Genomic DNA, 25,436 nt, shown 5'->3' with positions numbered 1-25,436 from the left:
ACGCAAAGCCAGCCACTTCCTCGCCTTCCTCACCCTCGGAGCCGCCCTGACCTGCTACAAGAAACTCCGAAAACTCACCACATGAGACGCGCTCTTAAACGTTTCAAGTTCGATCACCCTAGTTTCCGGCTTTCGCGCGACCGTTGTCAAGCACATGTCGCGTCATGGGCAAGGGAATCACCGGTATGGCGGACCTCCCCGCGGCCTCGGAATTGTCCGACGTTGACATTCCCAAGGAGTCCTGGTTAAGTCCATACTTGAAAGGTTTCACCAAGGTGGGCCTCTGCCGTCCACGGAGGCATCGCCGTTGCCTGGCGGATGGGCTCTCGCCTCAAGATCGCGCCCGCGCGCGGAGCTGACCGGGGAGCCGCATCCCTGAACCTTTGTGTGGCTGGAGTTCACAGCATCGATCTGCCGTGGCACGGCCCACGCAGCTGCACTGCCGGCTCGATGGTCCCAGGCACGCTGGGTGGGCAGCAGTTCGTGTCGAAGGTGCTCTTCGACGGTCTGGAGCGGCCTGATGCTGCGCGGACGAGAAACGCTGTCGTCGCCGCGCTTGCTTCAGTTGTGTCACCGGGCTGATCGCGGCTTCGCGGGCAATCGGTCGATCGAGGTGTTGACGCGACCTCGCTGGTTACTCGAACGGCTCAGCGCCAAAACGAAACCATCGGGGATCATAACTACTGCTCGGGCAGCGGTGCCGCGGTTGCGTGCAGCGGTTCCAGCAGGTCGCCAACTTCGTTGACGCGGTGTAGAACGTCGTCGGCGGTGAACAAGAGTTGTTGGGCGTCGTAGCAGTCGGCGACTTCCCGCCACGTGATGGGGGTGGAGACGGTCGGCCGGTCGCGGCCGCGCAGGGAGTATGCGGCGATGGTGGTTTTGGTGGGGCTGTTCTGGCTCCAGTCGATGAAGACCTTTCCGGTCCGTTGGGCTTTGGCCATGACGGCAGTGACGGTGTCGGGTGTCGCCTCGGCGAGCTGCTGTGCGAGCTGTTTCGCGTAGGCGGCCGGGGCGCCGGCGTGGTTGGTCGTTATTCCGCAGTACAGCTGCATGCCTTTCGAGCCTGAGGTTTTGGCGAAGGGGGTGAGGCCGTCCGCGGTCAGGATGTCGTGCAGCCGCTCGGCGACCCGGCAGCACTCGACGATGGTGGTTCCGGCGCCCGGGTCGAGGTCGAACACGAGCCGGTCCGGCAGTTGCCGTTGCCCGGCGGCATCGACGATCCATTGTGGAGTGTGCAGCTCCAAGGCGGCCATGGTGGCTGCCCACACCAGACTCGGTAGGTCGTCGATCAGGGGGTGGCTGATCGTGCCGGGCCCACGGCCGCTGCGTGAGCGGGTGCTAGGCAGTCGCATAGTGCGCAGCCATGGCGGAGCTCCGAGGGGGACGTTCTTCTCGAACCAGCTCTGGCCCGTGACGCCGTCGGGGTAGCGGATGAAAGTGACGGGGCGCCCGGCGAGCTGCGGCAGCAGTACCGGTGCGATCCGCGCGTAGTAGTTGATCACCTCGCCTTTGGTGAAGCCGTCACCCGGGTAGAGGACCTTGTCCAAGTTGAACAGCTTGAGCCGCCGGTTTCCTACTTGCACCAGCTGCTCGGTGGCGGCGGGGGCTGGTCCGGACGGTGCTGGCGGGGGCTCGTGGCGGGGGACTGGTCCGGGTGCGTGGACGTCGGCGGGCTTCTTGTCCTGGCGCATTCCGCGCCAGGCGGTGTGGCGGACGCGGCCGGCGCGGGTGAACTGTCGGTAGACGATCTCGCCGACCAGACGCGGCTCGACCCAGCGGGCGCGGGTGGTGTCCTCGCGTGGTGGCGTCGCGACAAACGGGTGGGTGCGGCGTTCGAGGGGCTGCAACTGGGCCATGAGGTCGGCGCGGGCGGCCTGCGAGAAGCCGGTGCCGACGTCGCCGATGTAGACCAGGTCGCCGGTGTCGGGGTCGTGGGCGCCGAGCAGGAGGCCGCCGAGGGTGCCGGAGAAGCTGCGCTGGCCGGGGCGCCAGCCGCAGATGATGGCCTCCTGGGTCTGGATGAACGGGTGCTTGAGCCACGAATCCGCCCGGCGCCCGGGGACGTAGGTGGAGTTGCGCAGCTTCGCGACGACGCCTTCGTAGCCGGCGTGCTCGGCGTCGGCGAGGACGTGGGCGGGGGTGCGGTGGTCGGCGTCGAGCTCGTCGAACGTGACCGCGGGCACGACGGCGACCCGGTGCCGGTCGGGCATCGGCAGGCCGGCCAGAAGCCGGCGGCGTTCGTCGTAGGGCTCGGTCAGCAGGCTGCGCCCGGCGAGGTGAAGCAGGTCGAAGGCGATGAACCGGACCGGCAGGTCGTCGAAGGGGTCGTCGCGGCGCAGCGACCCGGCGTGTTTGACGTAGCGGCCGCGGCGTTCCTGCAGGAGCTCGAAGTCGATTCGGCCGTTCTCGTCGTAGACGACGACCTCGCCGTCCAGCACCGCGGAGCGTCCGTCCAATGCGGGGCCGAGCACGGTGGCGAGGTCGGCGAACTCGGCAGTGAAGTCGATGTTGTTGCGGCTGGTCAGCACGGCGGTGCCGTCCGGCGCGATCCGCATCGCGGCGCGGTAGCCGTCCAGCTTGTACTCGTAGGCCCACTCCGGCCCGCTGCGGAGCCGCCCGCCATCCGCTTTGGCCAGCATCGGCTCGACCCAGGCCGGGACGCGAGACCGGTCGCGAGCAGCCATGCCGACCCTCCGTCTCCACGTAGCGACGTCTCGACGGTAACCCGTTCGGCCTAGCTTTGCTGGCTTTGTGCTGGTCAACGACTGGGTGGGCGAAGGCTGGCGGTGATCGGGTCGGGGTTTGGCTGCCGCGCCCGTCAGGGGCTGGTTGTCCGCAGCCGGTGGGACGCTATGCGAAAGGGGAGCGCGCCTGGCCGGCGGACCGACACGTGCATCCGGTTCGGGTATCGGTGTTGCGCCGCGCAAACGCGCATTCTCCGGCCACGACCGATGAAGGTGCGCGTCGTCTCGCGGGCGCCAGGGTGCTTGCCGCCAGCTGACTGGTCGTCCACCTCGCGTTAGCTGTGGCGGGCGTGGCCGATCCCCGGAACCTGACATGTCCCGCCGGTTCGGATCTCCTCGACGAAGTGTCCGGTGGCAGCTGGAATTCGGACCCGAAACACACAGGTTCGCGGCAGTAGTGTCCGTTTGCAATCCCAACTGCGCCAGAACCCCACATTCTCGGCGCTCCAAGCCGAGATGCTGCCCGTGACACAGCGCGGAGGCGCGTGCGCGCGACCGCAAAACCTTCACGCCGGTCTACGACGGACCTCGACGACGTAGCCGGAACTTTGTTGTCAGGCGCCAGAACGGCCCCGGCTCGTTGCCAGGGGAGGCCGCCGGAGCCCGAGCGGTCGGTGAAGTCGGTCAGCTGCCTCGTGGAGTTGTAGTGGTAGTTCGCCGCGGTCGTACCGGTCGGGTCGGTGATGGCCGAGACCAGCCCGCTGGTGTAGGCGAAGCTCGTCACCCGGCCCTGCGAATCGGTAATCGACGCGGGGTGCCGTCGATGTTGCAGCGCGGAGCGACGGTGTTGCCGTTGCGGTCTGCCTCCGAGAGCAGCCAGCCGGGGGCGCGAGCCAGGTAGCCGCGCGATCGCGCGCCTGCGATGGCCGGGCTGCCTGCGGCGGCGGTGTCTCGTAAGCTGGCGGTTCCGGGCGCCGGCTCGGTAAGTCCGCAGCGCGGAGGTGGCACGTCGGTGGTTGGGCAAGGTCGGGAGCCGTTGTGGCGAGCGATCGCCTCTGCCGCCGAGGTGCCGGGCCGCCGTGAGGGATGGGCGCAAACCGTCTGTCTTGCCTGTGTGGAAACGCTGGAGCACGTCGACGCGGCGATTCTGGCCTTGCGCGGTGGTGCTCGCTCCGAGGAGGTGCTGGGTGCCAGCGACTCTTGGGTCGCGGACCTGGCGGAGCGGCAGTACACCGTCGGCGAAGGGCCGGGTGTGGAGGCGTTTACCACCGGAAGCCCAGTGCTGGTGCCCGATATCGTCGTCGAGCAGGTGCGGTGGCCGGGATTCGCCCAGGGGGCGCTCGCCGTCGGTGCAGCGGCGGTGTTCGCGTTCCCGCTGCAATACGGGGCCATCAGGCTGGGCACCTTGGAACTGGTCCGCCGTCGCCCCGGCGGTCTGGCCAGCGCCGAAAGGCGGGACGCCGCGCTGGCGGCGGACCTGGCCACGGCTGCCCTGCTTCGCCAAACGCGCGAGGCGGAGGAGGACGGTCACGAGTTCGCACCGCGTCTGGCAACTTCGTACCAGGACGTCAATGTCGCCACCGGCATGCTCGCCGCCCAGCTGCACATCTCGCTGGACGACGCGTTCGCCCGGCTGCGCGCCCACGCTTTCGGTCAGAACCGGTCGGTCCTCGACGTCGCTCGTGACGTGCTAGAGCGGCGCATCGCCCTGGAAGAGCTGGCCGAATGATCCCCTCACCTGGAGGCAACATGAGCGACCGTCCGGTTGACGGGGCCCCCGGCACCGCCCCACCCGACCTGACCGGCGCACTGGTCACGATCACGGGACGCCTGGTCGGCAGTCCGGACAACGCCGCTGTGCTTCGGCTGGTCGCCGAGGTCGGTACCGGACTGCTGGGCGCGACCGCGACCGGCGTGCTCCTGGCTGGGGGCCGCGGTGATCTGGAGGTGGTGGCGGCCTCGGACGAGACCGCCCGGTTCGTGGAGTTGCTGCAGGCCCACATCGACCAGGGGCCGTGCGTGGATTGTGTCGCGAATGTCGACGTGGTGATCTCGGCCGACCTGGCGGCCGAGCGGGACCGGTGGCCTGATTTCGTGCCCGCGGCCCTGGCGGCCGGGTACCGCTCGGTGGTCGCTGTCCCGCTGCGGCTGGACGGGATCGCGGTCGGCGGGTTCAACCTGCTCTACGACGTCGCGGCGGTCCCGCAGAAGTGGCAGCTGGAACTGGCGCAGGTGGTGTCGGACCTGGCGGTGCTCGCGTTGGTGCAGGAACGCGGCGACCGCCGCGCGGACCGGTTGTTCGAGGCCACGATCACCACCCTGAACGATCGGGTCCAGCTCGATCACGCCGTCGGCCTGGTCGCCGGGAACCTCGGGATCGCTCCCGCGGCGGCCCGGGCCCTCGTGATCGGCTACGCCACCGAGCACACTCTCACGGTGCGTGAGGTGACTCGTGCCGTCACCGACGGCAGCCTCGACCCGGGCGATCTGGTCGGCGGCGACCTCGCCGGCTGACTGGGTCAGACCCAGCCGCCGTAGTCGGGATCGGCCGTACCGTCCGCCCGGGCGTTGACGAGAGCCGCGACCCGGGCGGCCTCGGCACCGAGCCCGGCGACGTCGGTCCCACCGGTCAGGTCGTGGCGGGCTTGTGCGGCATCGCAGCCCTGCCAGCACTGCATGATGCCGACCGCTTCCCCGACTGCGGCACGTCTGGCCAGCGAGTCCAGGAGAAGACGACCCGCCGCGGCGAGTGATTCGGCATCAGGGTCTGGACGGGTCATGGCTTCTACGGTCCTCTTTTCGGCCGCCTGGCACCAGACCGGAGTCCTTGATCGCGCCGAGCGTGGGGCTGCGTTTACCGGTGTTCCCGTAGTACCGCGGTGACCAGCCGTTCGGCGCAGTCGCGCAGCTTGAGGTTCTCCCGCTGCGACTGTGCGACCAGCAGTTGGAAGGCCTCGTCGGCGGCGATTCCGCGGGCGCCCATGAGGATGCCCTTGGCCTGATCGATCACCGCCCGCGACACCAGGGCGGTCCTCAGCTGCGCGGCTTCCCGCCGGGCGCCCAGATAGCGGGCGGTGGATCGCAACGCGGCCTCCACCGCGGTCACGAACAGCTCCAGCAGCGCGCCTTCCACGTCCCGGTAGCCGTGGGTGTGGTAACCGTAGAGGTTCAGCGAGCCGCTGTGCGCGGCGTCGACCACCAGCGGCGCGGCCAGGTAACTGGCCACTCCGGCGGCCAGGGCACTGCGGGTGAATTCGGGCCACCGGACGTCGGCGGTCGAGACGTCGACGCGGACGATTTTGCCGGTCTCAGCGGCCTCCAGGCACGGACCTGAGCCGGCGCGGTATTGATCGGTGTCGATGTCGAAGGCGAGGCGATCGGTGCATGCTGCCGTGGTCGGCGTCCCGTTGCGGACCAGGGTGATGCTGGCAAGGTCAGCGCCGGGAATGACGTGGACCAACTGCCGGCACACCAACTGCAGGGTGGTGTCCAGGGCGCCGTTGTCGTCCAGCGCGGCGGTCAGCGCCTCCAGGGCGCCCGTCACCTCGTCCAGCTGCCGACGGATGCCCCCGGCTTCGCCCTCGCCCGATACTGCCATTACGGCCCCCGGCCTTTCAAACCGACGATCAGCCCATGGTTGTCAGGGTAGGCCGACAGCGCTTGGCGAACCACCATCCACTGGGCGCGGTGCCGCGCAGCGGCCGTAGGACCAAGTGGACCGGTTGCAAGCTGGTTCAAGGGCCGGCTGCGCATTCTGGGCGATCTGACCGTCTTTCGTGCTCGTCGACTTCGGTGCAGCTTGATGTGCCCAAGGCCGGCACCGCATCCCGGTCTTGAATATCCGCTCACCGGGTCTGAAAAACGGGCGGCATTCCGCGGTGGACGGAGGGCGTTGACCGATGGTTGACCGGGCCGCAGTGGGGAAGACAGGAACTATGCCGAGCGGGAGGCCATTGGAGCACGGGCTTGACGACAACAACTTGCCTGTCGGTCCTCCAGCGTGGCCGGTCCTCGCCGTCACCGCCTCGGCGCGCGGGGGACTGCTCTGGGGCATGGTCGCCGGGGTCTTGGCGTGCCGCCGTGGAGCTTGGCGCCGCGCGGCCGGACACGGAGTGGTATCGGCGGCAGTGGGAATGGCACTGGGACATGGGCTGAAAGCCATCATCCGCCGCCGCCGGCCTGCGGCTCGGTCGCTTCCGGCGCGACGCGTTGTGCCCGTGGAACCATCGTCGTCGGCATTCCCCTCGTCACACGCGACCACCGCTGCGGCGTTCACGGTCGCCGTTGCGTTGCGCGCGCCGACCGCCGGAGCAGTGGTCGCGCCCCTGGCTGCGGTGGTTTGCTACGGCCGCGTTCGGACGCGGGTGCATTGGCCGACCGACGTCTACGGCGGAGTGGCGGTCGGTGCCGTCGTCGGCTACCTCACGCACCGCGGCCTCACCGGACTCTTTTAGCAGACGCAAGCCGTCCTCGGAGTCCCTCGAACTGTCGGGAAAGAGATACCGCACAAGGCCTGCCGCACCGCAGCAGGGAACCCGGTTCGGCATCCCGTCCGGGGCGGGACGGGGAACGCACTCAGGGCCTGGTACTGCACCGACACGACAGTGAAAAGGTGGGCGTCATCGCCGCCAGCCGCCCAGCCCGAATCGCCGTCGGTGGTGACACTGAAGTCGGCGGCCACCGGGCGAGCTGGTGACACGGGCCCCGGGGGAACACGACGGTGATCGCGCCGTACGCAGCGGTCCCTCCGGAACTTCGGTTTCCAGTACTCGGGCGGCACCACACCACGCACGCGTTTGATCTACGCCGGTGCGGGTAGACGGCGAGGCATGACCGAACCCGAATCCGAACGCGACCCCGGCCCCGGCCCCGGCCCCGACACCACTCTCGACCGCGAGCTCAGCGGCTCGGGCGACCTGACTCCCGGCGAACAGCGCGAACTCGCCGAACGCGAAGCCGCCGGCGACGGAGAAGTCAGCCGTGAACGCAACTGACCACCGCTTCGCCGAGCCGGGCCAGGAGGACACCGTGCAGACGTCGGAAGCAGCCCGCGGATTCAGCGCGCTGCCCGAAATCGTGGCGAACACCGCCACCGACCCCGACCAGGTCCGCGCCTGGCTCACCGACGTCGTGGGCGCCGGGCCGGACGAACTGCGCCGCGAGGCGGACTTGCCGCACGTCCGCCTCGAATGGCCGCGTGGGTCCGCGTTGCTCACCATCACCGGGGCGGGCGCGGGCGCGAGCTGGGTCTTCCTGCGCCTGACCTGCCGCGGCACCGAGGATCTGGCGAGCCGCGTGCTGGACAGGCTGGCCGACCGCGTGGACGAGAACTTCACCACCGGCTGAGCCGAGAAAGACGCTCGCTGACGTACGCCCGGTGTCGACCTGAACGGCTCGAGCAGGAGGCCGCCCAAGCGACATCCCGGAAGGTGTGGAGTCCGGTCGATCCTCGTGTCAGGTGACGACGCGGACGGTGTCCAGGCCCGGGTCGGCTGCGTCGTAAATGAACATGCCCGCTCGGACCCCGCTGTCGAGGTAATCCACGATCGCGTCGGTGAAGACTTCGCCGGGTGCGATCGCGGGGACGCCAGGCGGATAGGGGCTGATCATCTCGGCAGCGACCCGGCCGACGGCTTTGGCCAGTGGGACGTGCTCGGCCTCGGCGAAGAAGGCGTCGCGGGGCAGCATGCGCATTTCGAGAGTGAGGTCGGCTGCGGAGGGCAGGTCGACCGGCGGCCGACGGGTGAAGTTGTGGTTTCGCAGTCCGCGCAAACCCGTCAGCAAAGCTGTGACTGTGTCGTCGTCGTCGGCATGGGTGATCTGGACGGCGATGCGGCGATGATCGGACAAGCCGGTGTGCAAGTGCTGCTCCGCGAGCCAATCGGCGGCCTGGTAACCGCTGATGCCGAGCCCGGCGACGTCGATCACGATCTTGAGCGGGTCGTGCTCGAACGCGAGCGGGCGGAATTCGGCGGCCATCGTGTGCAAACCGGGCGTGGCGTCGATCTCCTCGCGGACACGGGCGGCCAACGAGAGCGCTTTGCCCAGCAGTTCTTCGCCATACTCGACCATCTGACGGCGCCACCCGTCGAGCGAGGCGAACAGCAACGCTGACGTGCTCGTGGTGCCGAGCAGGTCTTCGCGGGCCTTGAGCACGTCGGGGGACACCCGGTGGCCCTGCAGGTGGAAAACGGAGGCTTGTTCGAGGCCGCCGCCCATTTTGTGGGTGCTGGTGACGCACAGGTCGGCATCGCCGTCCATCGCCCACGTCGGCAGGTCGTCGTGGAAGGGGTAGTGGGCGCCCCAGGCTTCGTCGACGATCAGCGGTTTCCCGGCAGCGTGGCATTCGCGGGCGACTCCGCGGATGTCGGCGCAGGTGCCGTAGTCGGTAGGGGTGATCAGCAGCATGCCCTTGGCCTCGGGTGAGCCGGCGAGCGCGGTGCGAACCTCTTCGGGGCCTGGCGGGTGGGCGAGGTGGCGCTCGGCGTCGTAGCGCGGGCGGACCCACACCGGGTGCACTCCGCTGATCACCAGCCCGGCAACCACCGACTTGTGGGCGTTGCGGGACACGAGGAGCCGCTCGCCCGGCCCGGCGACGGCGAGCATCGCGCTCTTGACCGACAGGGAGCTGCCGCAGGTGGAGAAGAACGTGTGCTCGGCCCCCACAGCGTCGGCCATCAGCTCTTGGGCGTCAGCCAGGACACCACGGGACATCCGGCGGTCGTCGAGGCCGTTGAGGGTGAGCAGGTCCGAGGCGAACGCGTCGCGGCCGAGCAAGTGCAGGACTCGCGGATCGGCGCCGCGGCCCTGTTTGTGACCGGGTGGGGTGAAGGCCAGCCCGCCTGCACGGCGGTATGACTCGATGGCTTCCAGTACCGGCGCACGCGAGTGGTCCATGATCTCTCCGGTGTTACTCGAGCGGCCGGCTTTCCCTTACGCGCTGGGCGCCCAACGGTGTGCCGGCGCTGACGACGCTCCCTCCCGGTGCCGGCGGGAGCCGCGGTTCACCGCACGGGCGCGATTTTGAGCGCCCTCGGGTGCCTGGATCATCGCGCGCTACCGCCTCGCGTGGCTCTACGGGCGTAGGCGACGACTTGGAGGTGAGGGCGCGTCACGCGCATGCGTTCATCGACCAAGGGCGTCCTGCAGTTCCTTCTTGGCCATCGTGGAGCGGCCTTTGATGTTGCGCTTCTTGGCGTCGTTGTAGAGCTGCTCCTTGGTCGGCCCGCCGGAGCCCTGCCGGTTGCCGGACCTTTTCCCGCCACGCTTCTGGGGCGAGGTGTCGCGCGTCGAACTCTTGCTGGCGGTACGGGATTCGCCGGACTGCGCGCGGTTCTTGTTGACCGTCCGTGCGGCGATTTCTTGGCTCGGCCCGTGCTGGCGCCCTGCTTCTTCTGCGACGACTTGATGTGCTCGTACTGACGTTCGCGCTTGGTGCTCCCACTCTTCTCAGGCACAGCTCCTCCTCGCATCTGAACCGGGATTACCCGCCGGCCGCATCGGCAAAACGCCAGGTCCGCTCGGAGAGGAGTACTGCACACGGTCGGGCGGTCCGCACTGCCGCGTGGCGAGCACTCCTTCGCGTGCTCGCCCATGCCGCGTGGCCGTGTCAGTCGCCTCTTCAGCCGAGTTGCGGCACGTCTCCCGGAAACGTGATCGGTAGCTCGTACAGGCCGCGGGCCGAGCGGCCTCCGTTGAGCCAGCCGTGGAAGTAGAGGTGGCCGTCGACGACGTCGGCGCCGCCTGGGGCGTCCACTTTGCCGCCGAGGAGATCGGTGGAGAGAAATTGGGCGTCCGCCTTCACGAAGGGGCCGGTCAGGGTGGGGGCGGTGGCGTAACAGGTGTGATACCCGGTGCTTTGGAAGGTGTCGGCGGAATAGAAGAGCAGGTAGCGGGATGGTGTCTTCACCACCGACGGGGCTTCCACCACGTTCTTCTCGGCCGTCAGGTCGGCGCGCAGCAGCTCGGTGCGGTCGCCGACCAGAGACAGGCCGTCGGCGCCGAGCTTTTGCAGCCAGATGGCCGCGGGTGGACCGGTGGCCGCGCCGTCGCTCTTGTAGAGCAGGTAGCGCGAGCCGTCGGAATCGAGAAAAGTCTGCGGGTCGATGTCGCCGTCGTCGGAGGTAAGGCAGACGAGCGGCTGGTCGCCGGTCGGCTGGTAGGGGCCGCCGGCCTGTGACGCGGTGGCCGCGCCGAGACACATCTGCCCGCTCGTGGCGACTGCCGCGGCGAAGTACAGCACGAACTTTCCGCTCGGCAGTGAGGTGACGTCGGGCGCCCAGAACCCACCGTCCGGCTTCGCCCACTTCGGCGGGGAAGCGAGTGCGTCGCCGGTGATGCGCCACGGACCTTCGGGCGCGTGCGACGTCGCGACGGGGATTTTGCCGGAACCAGTGCTCGTCGAGAAGGCGAAGAAGCCGTTGTCCGTCTTGACGATGTCAGGGTCGGGGAAATCCTGGTTGATCAGCAACCGCGGCGCGCCCACGGCGAACGCGGCCGGGCCCTGCCCGAGCAGGACCGCGACGACGACGGCGACGACAGCGAGCCGATTCCGCAACATTGCTCCCCTCTTCACGTGACCCACGGATTCGCCCGGCAGACCAGACCGTCCGCTCGGACGGGCGACGCGGCGGCGAGCGGCCGGGGTATCCGCCGGGCCAGCCACGCTGTCACCGGCTCCACCCCGACGGCGATGAAGAACGCGACGCCGATGGGCAGGATCACGCTGCCGGCCGCGAGCAGCAGTTCCACCACGCCGGCTGTGACCGCCACTCTCGCGGCTGCCGTCAACCCGATGAAGAACGGTGAGCGACGGTCGACTGGTCTGCCGGGTTTTCCCCATGGCATCTCGCCGTCCACCGCAGCGTGCTCCGCTGTTCCCTCCGCCGCGCCGACGGGATGTCCCGCCCGGTGAGCGCCCTGGCCAGCCGGTTCCTCCATGAATGTGGGCTACCCGCGCCGACGAGTGCGAAAATCCATCGTTCAGGTGTCCTCCGCGTGCGGGTGCGCCGGTGGAGGGCCTCTCGGACTACTGAGGTGTCCACGCTGGCCGCACAGTGTGTGCGCGAGTGAGGAAGGGGTACTCGCCGGTCATGACATCGATCGGCTACTTCCTCTCCTGCGAGCAGTACGGCCCGCGAGAACTCGTGGCCCAGGCACGCGCTGCCGAGCGCGCGGGGTTCGAGCGCTTGTGGATCTCGGATCACTTTCACCCGTGGCACGACCAGCAGGGCCAGAGTCCGTTCGTGTGGTCGGTGATCGGGGCGTTGTCGGAAGCGGTGTCGCTCCCGGTGACGACCGCCGTAACGTGTCCGACCGTGCGAATCCACCCCGCGGTGATCGCGCAGGCCGCCGCGACCGCCGCCGTTCAGCTGGACGGCGGCTTCGTGCTCGGCGTCGGGTCCGGGGAGGCACTGAACGAACACATCCTCGGCGACCCGTGGCCGTCGGCGGGGCAGCGGCTGGCCATGCTCGAAGAGGCGGTCGAGGTCATCAGGCGGTTGCACTCGGCGGGCGCGCGCGGCGAGCAGGTGAGCTTTCAGGGGAGCCACTACCAGGTGCAGGAGGCGAGGATCTACACGGTGCCGGACGAGCCAGTGCCGATCTACGTGTCCGGGTTCGGGCCGCAAGCCGCCCAGCTCGCCGGGCGGATCGGGGACGGCTATTGCACGGTGCTCCCGGACGCGGACCTGGTGCGCACCTTCCGAGAATCCGGTGGTGGCGACAAGCCGGTGCAGGCCGGGATGAAGGTCGCGTGGGGCCCGGACGTCGACGTGGCGCTCGACGAAGCGCATCGCCTGTGGGCCAATGACGCTTTGCCCGGTCAGCTGGGTCAGGTTTTGCCGCGGCCACAGGACTTCGAGGCTGCCACGAAGCTGGTGCCGCGTGACGACGTCCGTGAAGCGATCGTGTGCGGGGACGATCCGAAGGCGCACCTCGATCGGGTACGACAGTATGTCGAGGCGGGGGCGGACGAGATCTACGTCCAGCAGATCGGTCCCGATCACGACGGGTTCTTCCGGGGCTGGGAGGAGCACGTTCTGCCGGAGTTCCGTTGACCGGGCGGTGCCGCGAAGGCTGTTCAGCTGTCTGAGGGAGCGCGGCTCAGGTCGACGACGCAGAAGCGGTTGCCGTCCGGGTCGGCGAGGACGACGAAGTCCGCTTCGGGTGGGTAGTTGTTCCAGTCGACCTGGTGCGCGCCCAGCTCGACGAGTCGCGCGATCTCGGCGGCCTGCTCCTCTGCGGTGTCGACCACGAGGTCGAGGTGCAGCCGGGGGTATTCTTCAACGGGCGATTCGCTGTACATGAGGCCGAGCGCGTGGCCGGACCCGTCCGCGTGGTCGAGAGTGCGCCAGCGAGCACTCGCCCATTCTTCGGTCTCCGCAAGGTCCAGGGCCGTCGTCCAGAACGTGACCGCACGCCGCAGGTCGGAAACACCGATCACCGGAAAACCCAGCCTGAGCATGAATTCGAGGCTAGTGGCAGAACCGTTCTGCCGCACGCTCTCGGAGAACACCGTTCGCCTTCTGCTCGGCGCGCACCCAGTGGACGCGGTGTGCTCCGCCCGCGGAGGCCAAGGCGAGGTGCACGGCCATCAGGACGCGCCCGGTGTGCGACCACTGAGACGGCGGCGACGTTCTCCGGAGAAACGTGTGCGGTGAGAGATGGCATCCTCGCGGTGAGCGGGGGTTTCGACGGGGCCCGGACTCCTTTGTGGACCTTACTGGCGGCGTTTCGGGCCCTTGTCGGCCGTCCTGGCACGAGTTATGGTGACCAGAGCGGTCCAACAGCGGGCCGTGCCCGTGATCTCCTTGCGCACCGGGCACGAGCTGACGCGTGGTCGGGATCTCGCGTCAGCGGTTGATCCCGGTGGGCTTAGAAAGCAGGCCACCTTGACCACTACCCTCAATCGTTCCGCTGGACCCGTGCCAACCCGATCCATCGGCGTGGAACCGCTCCGGCTCTCCGTCGAACGCCCGGATCGCGACCTCGTCATGGTCCGGGTGGCCGGCGATCTGGACGCGGCCTCGGCACCACGGCTCCGGGAGCTGCTCGACGCGCGGCTGCGCAGCACAGTGCGCGCTGTGGTGCTCGACCTTTCCGCGGTGACGTTCCTCGGCACAGCCGGGTTGCGCGCGTTGGAACGCGCTCACCTTTTGGCGAGCGAACTCGGTGTGCGCTTCGCCGTGCACGCCGGCGAAGCCCGCCAGGTCCGGCGGGCGCTGGGACTGCTTCCGCTCGCGACGCTGTTGGCGATCGACGAGGACTGACCACCCGGCCGTCGATCTGGTGATCATCATCAATCACGTGGTCGCCGAGCGGGTGGGCGCGCTGGTCCGAGGTGGGGCATGACCGCTCGGCGGATCGTCGGCACCGGTGCGACCGGGAAACCAGGCCGTTGTCGCCAGCGACGACTTGCTCCCCATCCTGCGCCGCGCCGACGCGGTGGTGCACCTGGCCGGCTCTTCCAGCCCACGCGGCGGCCCGAGGTCACTTGGTCCACCCACGGCCCGCCGGGCGCGGCCTACCCGCGTGAAGTGGCCTACGTGGAGCGGTGCCGGGACAACTTCGAGCAAGGACAGCCGGACGTCCGCGTGGACCGCGTACGCCCCGGGTCCGCCTTTGAGCGGCAGCCGCGTGGGAGGAGCGAACGCTGTTCGGCGGCCCGTTCGTGCCGAGCAGGCTGATACGTCCGTCTTTGCTGCCGGTACTGCCAGCCATCCAGGCCTGCGAATGGACAGCATCGACCTCACCGATGCGATCCGGCGCGGCGTGCTCCGACCGGGGTCGGGATCATTCCACGTTGCGACCGAGCCCGTGGTCGGCGCCGGGCGGACAGGGCCCTCAGGAGCCGGCGGCCGGCGTCGGTCACCGGCCGTGAACGGTCCGCGTCGACCCGCATCGGGGTGGGGCCCTGGGGCCAAGCCCGCGACTGACGGTTGCCCGGTGCGACCGATCTGCCGCGGCTACGATCCTTTGGTCGTGTCCTTCGCGGACAGTCTACTTCGGACCCGATCAGGGTTCGGCGCTCGTGCGAGGTGACCGCAGGTGCGGTCGCCCAGGCGGTTCAGGCAGGGTGTTCGGGTGGTGCAACAGCGAGCGATCGGACGCCGGCGCGTTTCTCGGATGCCGAGCCTGGTTCCGGGCGGCTACGGGCTGTTCGCTCGGCGACCCCGGAGATCCGAGCGGCCGGCGGACTTCTCCCGCCGGGGTCGGCCGCGCATGCCGAGTGCGGCGACCGCGGCGGTGACGACCATGGTGGCCAGGTGCAGGATCGCGGTGGCCCAGTTGACGTTGAGCCGGTCGCCGGTACCGAGGGTCAGGACGAGGATGCTGTAGGCGCTAACGCCGGCCAACCAGATGGTGCCGGCGAACGAGAAGATCGCAGTCCCGCTGTTGCTGCGGGAGGCGAGGAGCCCGAGCACGCCGATGAGGATGCGCATGACGTTCAGCAGCGGGCCCACACTGAAGATCCACAGGGTGTACTGGGGCTGGTGACTGGTGAACGGGCCGGAGCCGGTCGAACCGAAGTTGCCTGGCACGAAGATGCCGAGCACACCCAGCACTAGGTAGACGACGCCGACGACGAGCACGACCAGCCGCAAGGCTCCCGGGCCGGGGCGCGGCCGCCGGGAGGCAGAGGCGTCACGTTCAGGCATGTCGCTGGATTCCCTTTCGCTTGACCGGGCCAAGGCGGCGTGCGGTGGCACCTCGCGACGTGATTACCCGCGAGGGCGCCGACGAAACCGGCGCCACCCGAGGCCGATTGTCCAAGAGCGGCACAGCTTCCGGAGCGGATTTCGGATCGGCAACGCGCATATATTCAGGCGCCGTCGACGCTTGGCCACCGCCAGAGGTGCTGCGCGGGTCGTGCTCTGCTCGTCGACGAACTGCTCGCAGCTGCCCTGACCGCCAGGCCGGCGCGCAACTGAGGTGCTGCGACGGAAACCTGGTCGAGCTCGTCCTCCCGTGATCTCGCCCTGCAGCGACGCTCCGGCCGCAGGCGGGCCCGTTGCCGGACCGGGTTTGGGCCTCGGACGCCGGCTGGTACGGCGGGAGGTGCCGGAGACCGGCACCTCCCGCAGTGTCTTCGTCAGGTAACCGCCGGACCCGATTCGGAGCTTCCCGAGAGTTCCTTGATGAACTCGTGGCACTGCTTCGCCCGGGCCGAGTCCTCTTCCATCACACGGCGAAAGAAGTCGGCGATGTCCTGACGCTCGGCATTGTCGGCGTCGCGCACGTATTGGCCGTAATCGTGTCCGGCTTTCAACGAGTGGTACTGCACAGACACCAGGTCGTATGTGACGTCGTCGAAGCCAGTCTCTCCGGTAGCCATAAGCCGCTCCTCTCGAACGTTACCGTGGTGAACGAACCACGGGCCGGTCTGGCGCCGCCCGTGCGGCCGTGGTTCCCGCGGTTCGCGCCGGTAAACGTCCGAACCGGAGGTGGTCCGGTGAACTGATGGCGACCGGAGCCGCTGCGGTGGGTGCTGATCGCGGTTTTGGGCGTGCTCGGTCCGGGCGCGACGCAGACGGTGACCGACGACGTCAACCAGGTCGTGCCGGAGCGTCGCGAGGGCGGGGCTCGTAAGTTCGCGCTGCGCTACTCGGCTGGGCCCACGTGCGGCAGCCGAGCTTTCCGGTGGCTCACGACGGAGGGCAGGGTGCTGTGTCGACCACGTGCGCGCCGCAACGGCGGACGTCGCGCGCTAGTGGCCGACTCCGGTTCGTACACCAAGACCCACGGGTCGCTCGTCTGGGCCATCGTGTTGCCGGTATGGCCGTGGATCTCCCCCGTCGCGGCGATGCTCGATGCCGAATTCGATGCTGGGCCGGCACGCGGCCGCAGGCTCGAAGCGGGCGGCCCCGGTACAAGCGACCGCGGGGACGCACGGCGATGAGTGCGGCCGGCGATCACTCCCGCCGGCGTTCGCGTTGCTCGCCGATCACGCGCTGTCCAGTGTCCTCGGCGTCGTCGACGTCCTCGGGTGGCCGGCCCTCGCCGGGGTCGTAGAGACTGTCGTGGCCGGCGCGGCCGGGGTCGGGCGTGGTGGGCCGGGCGATCTCGGGGTGTTCGGTGCCGTCGCGCATGTCCTCCCCGTACCCGATCTGTGCTCCGCCGAACCCCGTGGCTTGGGCGCCCGCGGGCGGGTACCGGGTGTCCACGACTGGTTGCGGCCCACACCGGCACGCAGGGGCCCAAGGTGAAGGGTCTCGCGGGTCTGGCCCGCTGGCCGCCGCGGGCGGCGATGACCTGTCCGTCCGCTGGTCACCGGGGCCCGAGACCGCCGCGGATGGCGGCATGCCGGCGGGGCCCACTAGGTGCGGTTGTGGGCGGCGCGCCGGTTCTGCGACGGCAGATCACCCGCGGGCCCGACAACGAACCGCTGGTCGTCGTAGCCAGCCGCTCGCCTGGGACGCCTGGCCGACAAGCAGGGCGCACGCGAATGGGCGCCGAGGGACCGTCGCGCGGGCCGCTCACCGGCTACCGTGGCCCCCGCGCGTGCCGGGTGACAGCGTCCTCAGCCGAGGGTTACCCATGCGGCAAGTCCGACCTTGGTTTAGCCGAGGTAGCCGAACAGCACCACGCGGTCGCGCCGCTACAGCTCCCGCAGCGACGAGACGTCAACGGTCGCTGCCGCAGCCGAAGCCCTCGCGAGCAGCGGGGTGGGCTCAGCGCCGTGGCCGGTGCCCCCGTCGTTGCGGGGATTGCTCGCTCCGTCCCGCACACCGCCAGCCGAACCCGGCCAGGGGCTTGCCTCGGGCGTCGGGACCCGCCTGGTCCCGCACCCGGCCCAGGCCGCACAGCTGGGCCGGCCTGCCCGGCTCGGTCGGTGGCGCCGGGGGGCCGCGAACGGTTCCAGCTGCGCCGTCCTCGGCCAGGGTTGGCGCGACGTCCGCTGCGGGTCGTCGGCCGGTGGCGGACCTGTCTTCGACCGCGGTTGCGCGCGCGGCGAGGCGGCACAGGATCGCAGCATTGCGCCGGGGCCGACTCGGACACAGCGTGGTGGTGTGGGCGGCCCGGCTTGGTACCGGGCCGCCACGGGTGATCACTTGGCCTTGTTCTTGGCGGATTTCGCCTTGCCTTTCGCCGTGCCTTTGGCGTTCTGCAGGGGTGCGTAGGTGCCGTAGAGCGCGGGGTCGGGCTTGGGCGCGGTGCCCGGGCCGCCGAGGGGTTTGGGGTCCATGAGGTATTCGATGGATCCTCCGTTGAAGGTCCAGCCGGCCTTGGCGCCGTCGGGGCCGTCGGACAGGTGCCAGACGGTGTTGTTGTGCTCCTGGTTCTCCTCGTCGAACAGAGCGTTCGGGGCGATGTCGCCTTCCAGGCCGTCGGCTTCGAGTTCCTCGATGGCGGCCAGCCACTGCTTCTGGTGCACGGTGTCGCGGGCGAGGTTGAACTGAAGCATGGCCTTGACGCCCGGGTCGTCGGTCATGTTGTACAGCCTCGCGGTCTGCAGCCGGCCTTGAGCTTCGGCCGCGGCGTTGGCACGGAAATCGGCCAGCAGGTTGCCCGACGCCACGATGTACTTGCCGTTCCACGGGGTGCCGTTGCTGTCGGCGGGCAATGCCCCGCCCCCGGCAACGATGGCCTGCTGCGGATCCATCCCCCCGATCACCGCGGCCATCACCGGGTCCTTCACCGCTTCGGCAGTCACCGTGGCAGGCGCGCCTTCGAGCAGCCGGGCGACCATGGTGGCAAGCATTTCGACGTGGCCGATCTCCTCGGTCGCCGTGTCCATGATCAGGTCCTTGTACTTGCCTTCGACGCGACAGTTCCAGCCCTGGAACAGGTACTGCATGGTCACGGTCATCTCGCCGAACGCACCGCCGATGAGCTCCTGCAGCTTGTGCGCGTACACCGGGTCCGGCTTCTCGGGCTTCGCTTCGAACTGCAGGAGCTTGGTGTGTCGGAACATCGAGCCAACCTCTTTCCCTGACGTGGCAACCGGCGATCTCCGGCCGCGGATCCGCCCGAATGCCCGTCGCGAGGAGAGATAACCATCGCGAGGTTTCGGATGACGGAACCGCTCGTCTGGCGTATCGGGATTAGCGGGTCATCCGCCGGGTACGTACCCGGCCAACGTGGTGGCCGCACTGGCCCCACCCGAGCCCGTTTTCGCGGGAGGAGAAGCCCATGTCGACACGTACGTCGTCACACACCGCAATCGGACGGTCCTCAGCCCAGGTGGCCGCGGGCATCGTCGCCGTCGTTTTCCTGCTGGTCGGGATCCTCGGATTCATCCCCGGCGTCACCACCGACTACAACCAGATGAGCTTCGCCGGGCACGGCTCGACGGCCATGCTCTTCGGCGTGTTCATGGTCTCCACCCTGCACAACATCGTGCACCTGCTCTTCGGCGTCGTCGGCCTGGCATGCACCCGCACCGCAGGTGCCGCACGACTTTTCCTGCTCGTCGGAGGTGTCGTCTACCTCGTGTTGTGGCTCTACGGTCTGTTGATCGACCACGGCAGTGACGCCAACTTCGTCCCGTTCAACAACGCGGACAACTGGCTCCACCTCGGTCTCGGCATCGGCATGATCGCGCTGGGCCTGCTCACCGGACGCGAAGCACGCAACGTCGCCACACCGCACGCCGACAGGGGGCCTGGCACCCGCTGACAACCGCACTGCCGTAACCCCGGGCCGTCGGTCAAGACGTATTCGCCGAAGCGGTAGCTGGACCCGATCGCGGAGCGGGTGCACAAGGGACGCGACAGCCTGGGCAGCACACGGCGGATTCCAGCCAGGTGAATCGCGTTTGCCCGGGCGGTAGTGAGGAAATCCCGCAACCAGTTGGCTTTCTCCACGGTGAAAGGGAGATCGATGAAGGCAGTGACCTGGCACGGCAAGCGCGACGTCCGCGTGGACACCGTGCCCGACCCGAAGCTCGAGGAGCCGACGGACGCGATCGTGCGGATCACGTCCACCGGGATCTGCGGGTCGGATCTGCACCTGTACGAGGTACTTGGCGCGTTCATGACCGAGGGCGACATCCTGGGGCACGAGCCGATGGGTGTGGTCGAGGAAGTGGGCGCGGCCGTGACCGGGATCAACCCCGGCGATCGTGTGGTGATTCCGTTCAATATCTCGTGCGGCCATTGCTGGATGTGTGAACAGGGTCTGCAGTCACAGTGCGAGACGACGCAGGTGACGAGTCAGGGCAAGGGCGCGTCGCTGCTCGGGTACACGAAGCTCTACGGCCAAGTGCCCGGCGGGCAGGCGGAGTACCTGCGGGTGCCGCAGGCCCAGTACGGGCCGATCAAGGTCCCCGACGGCCCGCCGGACGAGCGGTTCGTCTACCTGTCCGATGTGGTCCCGACGGCGTGGCAGGCCGTCGAGTATGCCGACGTGCCCGAAGGGGGTTCGGTCGCGGTGTTCGGACTCGGGCCGATCGGGCAGATGGCCTGCCGCGTCGCGCGGCACCGCGGGGCCGGTGAGGTGATCGGTGTCGACCTCGTACCGGAGCGGCTCGCGCGGGCGCGTTCGCACGGCGCCACCACCCTTGACCTTCGCGACCACAAGGACATTGCCGAGTCGATCCGGCAGCTCACCGGTGGGCGGGGCGCGGATGCGGTGATCGACGCGGTGGGGATGGAGGCGCACGGCGCGCCGATCGGGCGGTTGGCGCAGAACCTCGTGGCGATGCTGCCGCAGCAGGTCGGTGCGAAGATCACCGAGAAGGCGGGTATCGACCGCCTGAGCGTGCTGTACGCCGCGATCGACAGCGTGCGCCGTGGCGGCACGATCTCACTCTCGGGTGTGTATGGCGGGATGGTCGACCCGCTGCCGATGATGGAGCTGTTCGACAAGCAGATTCAGCTGCGCATGGGCCAGGCCAACGTGCGGCATTGGATCGACGACATCATGCCGGTCCTCACCGCCGACGGTGATCCACTCGGTGTCGAGGGTTTCGCCACGCACAAGCTGCCACTGGCCGACGCGCCGCGGGCGTACGAGATTTTCCAGAAGAAGCTCGAGGGCGCGCAGAAGATCCTGCTTCAGCCTGCTGCGTGACCGCTGCACCAGGTGGCATATATACCGTCGGTCCGCATCCGAGGAGGACCCATGGCCGAAGCTGGTGGGTGATTACGCGGTAGCCGCCCCATCCCGCCCGCGCGGGTTGGTGAAGGGCGTTCTGCACCCTCAATGGGGTACGCCCCCGCTGCGGGCCCCCGGCGTCGCCGCTGGGCAGCCCTCAGCGACAGAGAACGAAGTACTGCCGCATGCGCCGCTCACCTTCAGCGCCTTCGGGGCAATTGCGTGACCTGATACCCGTGACGGCATGAGGCGGCCGGCGCGATGCGCCGAGGTCAGCTGCAGAGGCGGCCGGTGTGGGTGCGCCGCCTGACCGGAGCGGGAAGGCGGAAGGCAGCGACCGGTGGTCGCGGATGAGCGTCGCGGCGAGGTCGTCGTCGCTGGGCAGTGCCGAGCAGCCGCCCGGGGTCGAACCTACGGGCGTCCGGGAACGGCCTGCGGTGCGCACTGGCGGCCTACGCCGTCGCTCCCGCCTCCGCATACCGGTGTGGCGTGAGCGAGCCCGACCACGGAAGAACCCTGGTGCGCCTGGAAAGCGGCCGAGTCCCCCCGGGCGACGACCGATGGCGGCGGCTGGTGTCACCGCGTGGGTGTCACTGTGTGGGTGTCACTGACGTGCGAGTGGACGCCGTCGCCCGGGTATGGGCTCGCGCTGCACTCGGGCGTCACCATCGCGGGGTGGTGGGAGATGTGTCCCGACCGCCAGGCAGTTCTCAGGTTCCGCGGCCCGTGGTTCGCTGCAGTTCGTCGATCCGCTCCGATGCCTCGGCCTTGGTGAGCTCCTCCGGCACGTCCACTCCGGCCTCCTGCGCCAGCGTCCGCAAGTAGGACTTCTGCGGGCCGGTCATGGGTTCGTCGCCGGTCGTCCAGTCGCTCGGGTCCTTCTGCGGGTTCGGGTCGATGTGGTCCGTCACGGGGTCCTCCTTTCGAACGTGCGTTCGCCTACGAGCGACGATACCCGACTGGCCCGACAAATGCCGACCAAGTGCGCCGGGCCGTAATTCGTCGGCGATCGGCGGCATGGTCGGGGCTTTCGCTGGGTACCAGTGGCGGAGTTGGACGACATGATTTGACCCATTCCAGACTGGAACCTACGGTGCTTGTGGTGATGCGCGATTTCGAGGCACAGTTGCGGTCGGTCTCGTTGCGGGTGACGCGGCCGCGGTTGGCCGTGCTCGCGGCGCTGCGCGACCACCCGCATGTCGACACCGAGACGGTGATCACGTTGGTGCGGGCCGATCTCCCGACGGTGTCGCACCAGGCGGTCTACGACGTGCTGCGCGCACTCACCGACGCGGGTCTGGTGCGCCGCATCCAGCCCGCCGGCGCGAACGCCCGCTACGAGTCCCGGGTCGGCGACAACCACCACCACGTCGTGTGCCGCTCTTGCGGCGCGATCGCGGACGTCGACTGTGCCGTCGGCTCAGCGCCCTGTCTCACCGCATCGGACGACCACGGCTATGTGATCGACGAGGCGGAGGTCGTCTTTTGGGGCACCTGCCCCGATTGCTCGGCCGAAAGCACGACCCAGTGATCCGCGAGCTCGGAAGGCAAGCAGATGAGTGACTCCCCGGACAACATCCCGTCGAGCGCGCAGGGGGTGGACAAGAAGGCCGCCGAGGGCTGCCCGGTCGCGCACGACTCCGTCACCTCGCACGGCAGCGAGAGCGAGAACCCGGCGATCGACTCGCCGACGCCGAAGACCGGCGGGAGGCCGCACACCAACCGGGACTGGTGGCCGAACCAGCTGGACCTGACGGTGCTGCACGCCCACTCCTCGAAGAGCAATCCGCTGGCGCCGAGTTTCAGCTACGCCAAGGAATTCGCCAAGCTCGACGTCGACGCCCTCAAGCAGGACATCGTCGAGGTCCTCACCACGTCGCAGGACTGGTGGCCGGCCGACTTCGGCCACTACGGCGGCCTGATGATCCGGATGAGCTGGCACGCCGCCGGCACCTACCGCATCCACGACGGCCGCGGCGGAGCCGGCGACGGTGCGCAGCGGTTCGCCCCGCTCAACAGCTGGCCCGACAATGCCAACCTCGACAAGGCCCGCCGGCTGCTGTGGCCGGTCAAGCAGAAGTACGGCCAGAAGATCTCGTGGGCCGACTTGCTCGTGCTGGCCGGCAACGTCGCGCTGGAGTCGATGGGGTTCAAGACTTTCGGGTTCGGCTTCGGCCGCGAGGACACCTGGGAGCCCGAGGAGATCTACTGGGGCCCGGAGGACGCCTGGCTGGGGGACGAGCGCTACGCCACCGACACCGAGATGGTGCCCGAGCTCGGCGCGACCGAGATGGGTCTCATCTACGTCAACCCCGAGGGTCCTCGCGGTAGCGCGGACTTCCTGGCGGCGGCGCACTTCATCCGCGAGACCTTCGCCCGGATGGCGATGAACGACGAGGAGACCGTCGCGCTCATCGCCGGCGGCCACACCTTCGGCAAGACCCACGGCGCCGGCGTCGCCGACGAGCACGTCGGCCCCGAGCCCGAAGGCGCACCACTGGAGTCGCAGGGACTCGGCTGGCTCAGCACCCACGGCAGCGGCAAGGGCCGCGACGCGATCACGAGTGGCCTCGAGGTGACGTGGACCGACAAGCCCATCGAGTGGAGCAATCGCTTCTTCGAGATCCTCTTCGGGTACGAGTGGGAGCTCACCACGAGTCCCGGCGGCGGCAAGCAGTACGTCGCCAAGGACGCGCCGGAGATCATCCCGGACGCGTACGACCCGGCGAAGAAGCACAAGCCGACCATGCTCACCACGGACCTGGCGCTGCGTTTCGACCCGACGTACGGCCCGATCTCCCGCCGCTTCATGGAGAACCCCGACGAGTTCGCGCTGGCGTTCGCCAAGGCCTGGTACAAGCTGCTGCATCGCGACATGGGCCCGGTGACTCGCTTCCTGGGTCCGTGGATCCCGGAAACCCAGCTGTGGCAAGACCCCGTGCCGGCCGTGGACCACGAGCTCGTGGGCGACAGCGACATCACGGCCCTCAAGGCGAAAGTCCTCGACTCCGGCCTCACGATCGCCCAGCTGGTCACGACCGCTTGGGCTTCCGCCGCGAGCTTCCGCTCCACCGACAAGCGCGGCGGTGCCAACGGGGCCCGTGTCCGCCTCGAGCCGCAGCGCGGCTGGGAGGTCAACCAGCCGGAGCAGCTCGCGGCGGTCCTGGAGAAACTCGAGGGCATCCGGCAGGAGTTCAACGAGGCCGGCGGCGCGAAGATCTCGCTCGCCGACCTGATCGTGCTGGCCGGCTCGGCCGCCGTCGAGAAGGCGGCGCGCGACGCGGGCGTCGAGGTGACCGTGCCGTTCCGCCCGGGCCGCACCGACGCCACCCAGGACCAGACCGACGTCGAGTCGTTCGCGGTTCTCGAGCCGCGCGCCGACGGCTTCCGCAACTATCTGCGTGCCGGCGAAAAGCTCCAGCCGGAGGTGTTGCTCGTCGACCGTGCCTACATGCTCAACCTGACGGCCCCCGAGATGACCGTTCTCGTCGGCGGCCTGCGATCGCTCGGGGCCAACGCCGGCGGCACCCGGCACGGAGTCCTCACCGACCGGCCTGGCGTGCTCACCGGCGACTTCTTCACCAACCTGCTCGCCCCGGGCACCCGGTGGAAGGCCTCGGAGTCCGACGAGAACGTCTACGAGATCCGGGACTCCGCCACCGACGAGCTGAAGTGGACCGCCACCGCGGTCGACCTGATCTTCGGCGCCAACTCCCAGCTGCGCGCGCTCGCCGAGGTCTACGCCAGCCAGGACGCCCAGGAAAAGTTCGTGGCCGACTTTGTCGCGGCCTGGACCAAGGTCATGGAACTCGACCGGTTCGACCTCGCTTGATCCCAGCGGCACCGAAGGAGCCGGCCGACCCACCCGCGGTCGGCCGGCTCCTTCGGCAGGCCCGGGCCGGCACGTGGCTGGTCGGTGTAGTGCTCCGTGGCCCGAACGCAGGTTCTCGACCCAGGTGCGGATGATTTGGTCGGCGGCGGACATCCAGGCCCGGCCGGATCAAGGGAGCAGGCCCGTCTCACGGACGGCGATGGCGACACGTTCCACGAAACCGGCTGTGGAAGAACAAGATCGACGGTTGCTGGCCCGCGTCGAACACGTTCGAGGATCGCAGGCTCGCGGTCAAGACGGGGTGGCACGTGGCGAACGCTCGCCGCGTCGCTCACCGATCACCGCACCCGTCACAAAAGTGCGCGTGGAACGGTTATCTTGCCCGCGCTTCTCTGCTTACTGTCCATTGAGGACATTAGTTGCGGCGCACCTTCCACTACGCGCAGTCCACGCGGGGCCGGAGATCACATCCGGCAGCGAACCGCTCGTTGTCGCGACGAGCCGCTTGCATGGGGTCGCTGACGCGGGTCGTGCACGAGGTACGTGGCCCGGTCGCGGAGCGGGCCACCCACGAGGCCGGGCGGTGGTCCGCGCGCCGGCAGTTGACCGGTTGCCGTGCTTTGACACCCGCCCGGTCATGGCGTCTCGGCCGCGCAGGCTCCAGAGTGACGCGACGTCGCGGTTTGGGCCGCAGCCGAAGCCGTACGTGCGCAGTGCGGTCCGCTCGGCGCCGCGGTAAGTGGTCATTCCGTTGTTCCGGGAGTGCTCCCCGGCGCGCCGCCGGTGGTCCGGCGTCGTCGGTCGGAGATGGCTTGGTTTCGGATGCGGCCGCTTTCGGTGTTGATGTGGGCGATTTGGCGGGCGAGGTCGGGGTGGTGGGG

At 69.0% G+C, this 25,436-nt stretch carries 24 protein-coding genes and 1 pseudogene; 12 read left to right on the top strand and 13 right to left on the bottom strand.

Annotation, left to right across the window (positions count from 1 at the left end; genetic code table 11):
• Window positions 1-680: 680 nt before the first annotated feature.
• Complete coding sequence (gene ligD / locus AB0F91_RS44580) at window positions 681-2,684, bottom strand: DNA ligase D (RefSeq protein ID WP_360608129.1); 2,004 nt, start codon at window positions 2,682-2,684, stop codon at window positions 681-683.
• 1,114 nt (window positions 2,685-3,798) lie between these two features.
• Between ligD and AB0F91_RS44575 the strand changes: the two genes are divergently transcribed.
• Together AB0F91_RS44575 and AB0F91_RS44570 are read left to right on the top strand one after the other, a co-directional pair.
• A complete protein-coding gene (locus AB0F91_RS44575) occupies window positions 3,799-4,413 on the top strand; it encodes an ANTAR domain-containing protein (RefSeq protein WP_360608127.1) in 615 nt (204 codons plus the stop codon).
• A 20-nt stretch (window positions 4,414-4,433) separates the two neighbouring features.
• Window positions 4,434-5,198 carry a GAF domain-containing protein gene (locus AB0F91_RS44570; RefSeq protein WP_360608125.1) on the top strand — a complete coding sequence of 255 codons (765 nt, stop codon included), beginning with the start codon at window positions 4,434-4,436 and terminating at the stop codon, window positions 5,196-5,198.
• A gap of 5 nt (window positions 5,199-5,203) precedes the next feature.
• Here AB0F91_RS44570 and AB0F91_RS44565 read toward each other — a convergent pair whose 3' ends face one another.
• The gene (locus tag AB0F91_RS44565) at window positions 5,204-5,464 is read right to left on the bottom strand and encodes a hypothetical protein (RefSeq protein ID WP_360608123.1); all 261 of its coding nucleotides are present in this window, start codon (window positions 5,462-5,464) and stop codon (window positions 5,204-5,206) included.
• Between the two features lie 74 nt (window positions 5,465-5,538).
• Window positions 5,539-6,282: an ANTAR domain-containing protein gene (locus AB0F91_RS44560; RefSeq protein WP_360608121.1), complete on the bottom strand. Its 744-nt coding sequence runs from the start codon at window positions 6,280-6,282 to the stop codon at window positions 5,539-5,541.
• Between the two features lie 301 nt (window positions 6,283-6,583).
• On the opposite strand from AB0F91_RS44560, the gene AB0F91_RS44555 reads away from it, so the two are divergent.
• From AB0F91_RS44555 to AB0F91_RS44545, 3 genes are all read left to right on the top strand, one after another.
• Complete coding sequence (locus tag AB0F91_RS44555; protein ID WP_360608119.1) at window positions 6,584-7,138, top strand: phosphatase PAP2 family protein; 555 nt, start codon at window positions 6,584-6,586, stop codon at window positions 7,136-7,138.
• 375 nt (window positions 7,139-7,513) lie between these two features.
• Window positions 7,514-7,678 carry a hypothetical protein gene (locus AB0F91_RS44550; RefSeq protein WP_360608117.1) on the top strand — a complete coding sequence of 55 codons (165 nt, stop codon included), beginning with the start codon at window positions 7,514-7,516 and terminating at the stop codon, window positions 7,676-7,678.
• Window positions 7,665-8,030 (top strand): hypothetical protein, encoded by a 366-nt coding sequence (locus AB0F91_RS44545; RefSeq protein ID WP_360608115.1) that lies wholly within the window; start codon window positions 7,665-7,667, stop codon window positions 8,028-8,030. Before AB0F91_RS44550 ends, AB0F91_RS44545 begins: the two co-directional genes overlap by 14 nt.
• Window positions 8,031-8,138: 108 nt before the next feature.
• Here AB0F91_RS44545 and AB0F91_RS44540 read toward each other — a convergent pair whose 3' ends face one another.
• The 4 genes and pseudogenes from AB0F91_RS44540 to AB0F91_RS44525 form a co-directional block, all read right to left on the bottom strand.
• A complete protein-coding gene (locus AB0F91_RS44540) occupies window positions 8,139-9,581 on the bottom strand; it encodes an ornithine decarboxylase (RefSeq protein ID WP_360608113.1) in 1,443 nt (480 codons plus the stop codon).
• A 228-nt stretch (window positions 9,582-9,809) separates the two neighbouring features.
• Window positions 9,810-10,141, bottom strand: a pseudogene (locus AB0F91_RS44535) (plasmid stabilization protein).
• Between the two features lie 164 nt (window positions 10,142-10,305).
• The gene (locus AB0F91_RS44530; RefSeq protein WP_360608111.1) at window positions 10,306-11,244 is read right to left on the bottom strand and encodes a glycoside hydrolase family 43 protein; all 939 of its coding nucleotides are present in this window, start codon (window positions 11,242-11,244) and stop codon (window positions 10,306-10,308) included.
• An 11-nt stretch (window positions 11,245-11,255) separates the two neighbouring features.
• Window positions 11,256-11,456 carry a hypothetical protein gene (locus tag AB0F91_RS44525; RefSeq protein ID WP_360608110.1) on the bottom strand — a complete coding sequence of 67 codons (201 nt, stop codon included), beginning with the start codon at window positions 11,454-11,456 and terminating at the stop codon, window positions 11,256-11,258.
• A 320-nt stretch (window positions 11,457-11,776) separates the two neighbouring features.
• On the opposite strand from AB0F91_RS44525, the gene AB0F91_RS44520 reads away from it, so the two are divergent.
• Window positions 11,777-12,742, top strand: a complete 966-nt coding sequence (locus tag AB0F91_RS44520) for a TIGR03557 family F420-dependent LLM class oxidoreductase (protein WP_360608108.1) — start codon at window positions 11,777-11,779, stop codon at window positions 12,740-12,742.
• Window positions 12,743-12,765: 23 nt separating this feature from the next.
• On the opposite strand, the gene AB0F91_RS44515 is transcribed toward AB0F91_RS44520, so the two are convergent.
• Window positions 12,766-13,149, bottom strand: coding sequence for a VOC family protein (locus tag AB0F91_RS44515; RefSeq protein ID WP_360608105.1), 384 nt, complete (start codon window positions 13,147-13,149; stop codon window positions 12,766-12,768).
• Window positions 13,150-13,609: 460 nt separating this feature from the next.
• On the opposite strand from AB0F91_RS44515, the gene AB0F91_RS44510 reads away from it, so the two are divergent.
• Entirely contained in the window at window positions 13,610-13,954 is a 345-nt protein-coding gene (locus tag AB0F91_RS44510) for an STAS domain-containing protein (RefSeq protein WP_360608103.1), read from the top strand.
• 879 nt (window positions 13,955-14,833) lie between these two features.
• On the opposite strand, the gene AB0F91_RS44505 is transcribed toward AB0F91_RS44510, so the two are convergent.
• Together AB0F91_RS44505 and AB0F91_RS44500 are read right to left on the bottom strand one after the other, a co-directional pair.
• Window positions 14,834-15,343 (bottom strand): DUF4383 domain-containing protein, encoded by a 510-nt coding sequence (locus AB0F91_RS44505; RefSeq protein ID WP_360608101.1) that lies wholly within the window; start codon window positions 15,341-15,343, stop codon window positions 14,834-14,836.
• Window positions 15,344-15,777: 434 nt separating this feature from the next.
• Window positions 15,778-16,020 (bottom strand): acyl carrier protein, encoded by a 243-nt coding sequence (locus AB0F91_RS44500; RefSeq protein WP_360608099.1) that lies wholly within the window; start codon window positions 16,018-16,020, stop codon window positions 15,778-15,780.
• A gap of 150 nt (window positions 16,021-16,170) precedes the next feature.
• Here AB0F91_RS44500 and AB0F91_RS44495 point away from each other — a divergent pair, with 150 nt between their 5' ends.
• Window positions 16,171-16,584, top strand: a complete 414-nt coding sequence (locus AB0F91_RS44495; RefSeq protein WP_360608097.1) for a hypothetical protein — start codon at window positions 16,171-16,173, stop codon at window positions 16,582-16,584.
• 13 nt (window positions 16,585-16,597) lie between these two features.
• Here the strand turns inward: AB0F91_RS44495 and AB0F91_RS44490 are convergent, their stop codons facing one another.
• Together AB0F91_RS44490 and AB0F91_RS44485 are read right to left on the bottom strand one after the other, a co-directional pair.
• Complete coding sequence (locus tag AB0F91_RS44490) at window positions 16,598-16,849, bottom strand: hypothetical protein (RefSeq protein WP_360608095.1); 252 nt, start codon at window positions 16,847-16,849, stop codon at window positions 16,598-16,600.
• A gap of 884 nt (window positions 16,850-17,733) precedes the next feature.
• Window positions 17,734-18,600, bottom strand: a complete 867-nt coding sequence (locus AB0F91_RS44485) for a manganese catalase family protein (protein WP_360608093.1) — start codon at window positions 18,598-18,600, stop codon at window positions 17,734-17,736.
• Between the two features lie 218 nt (window positions 18,601-18,818).
• On the opposite strand from AB0F91_RS44485, the gene AB0F91_RS44480 reads away from it, so the two are divergent.
• Window positions 18,819-19,304: a DUF4383 domain-containing protein gene (locus AB0F91_RS44480; protein WP_360608091.1), complete on the top strand. Its 486-nt coding sequence runs from the start codon at window positions 18,819-18,821 to the stop codon at window positions 19,302-19,304.
• 204 nt (window positions 19,305-19,508) lie between these two features.
• Entirely contained in the window at window positions 19,509-20,699 is a 1,191-nt protein-coding gene (locus AB0F91_RS44475) for a zinc-dependent alcohol dehydrogenase (protein WP_360608089.1), read from the top strand.
• Window positions 20,700-21,433: 734 nt separating this feature from the next.
• Here the strand turns inward: AB0F91_RS44475 and AB0F91_RS44470 are convergent.
• A complete protein-coding gene (locus AB0F91_RS44470; protein ID WP_360608087.1) occupies window positions 21,434-21,634 on the bottom strand; it encodes a DUF3072 domain-containing protein in 201 nt (66 codons plus the stop codon).
• A 194-nt stretch (window positions 21,635-21,828) separates the two neighbouring features.
• Here AB0F91_RS44470 and AB0F91_RS44465 point away from each other — a divergent pair, with 194 nt between their 5' ends.
• Both AB0F91_RS44465 and katG read left to right on the top strand, forming a co-directional pair.
• A complete protein-coding gene (locus tag AB0F91_RS44465) occupies window positions 21,829-22,254 on the top strand; it encodes a Fur family transcriptional regulator (protein ID WP_360608131.1) in 426 nt (141 codons plus the stop codon).
• Between the two features lie 24 nt (window positions 22,255-22,278).
• Window positions 22,279-24,555 carry a catalase/peroxidase HPI gene (katG, locus tag AB0F91_RS44460; RefSeq protein WP_360608085.1) on the top strand — a complete coding sequence of 759 codons (2,277 nt, stop codon included), beginning with the start codon at window positions 22,279-22,281 and terminating at the stop codon, window positions 24,553-24,555.
• The last annotated feature ends 881 nt before the right edge of the window (window positions 24,556-25,436 follow it).

Source organism: Amycolatopsis sp. NPDC023774, from assembly GCF_040639695.1.
GTDB lineage: Bacteria > Actinomycetota > Actinomycetes > Mycobacteriales > Pseudonocardiaceae > Amycolatopsis.
The sequence above is the reverse complement of the archived record's forward strand: the minus strand, read 5'-3'. Positions and strand labels throughout refer to the sequence as shown.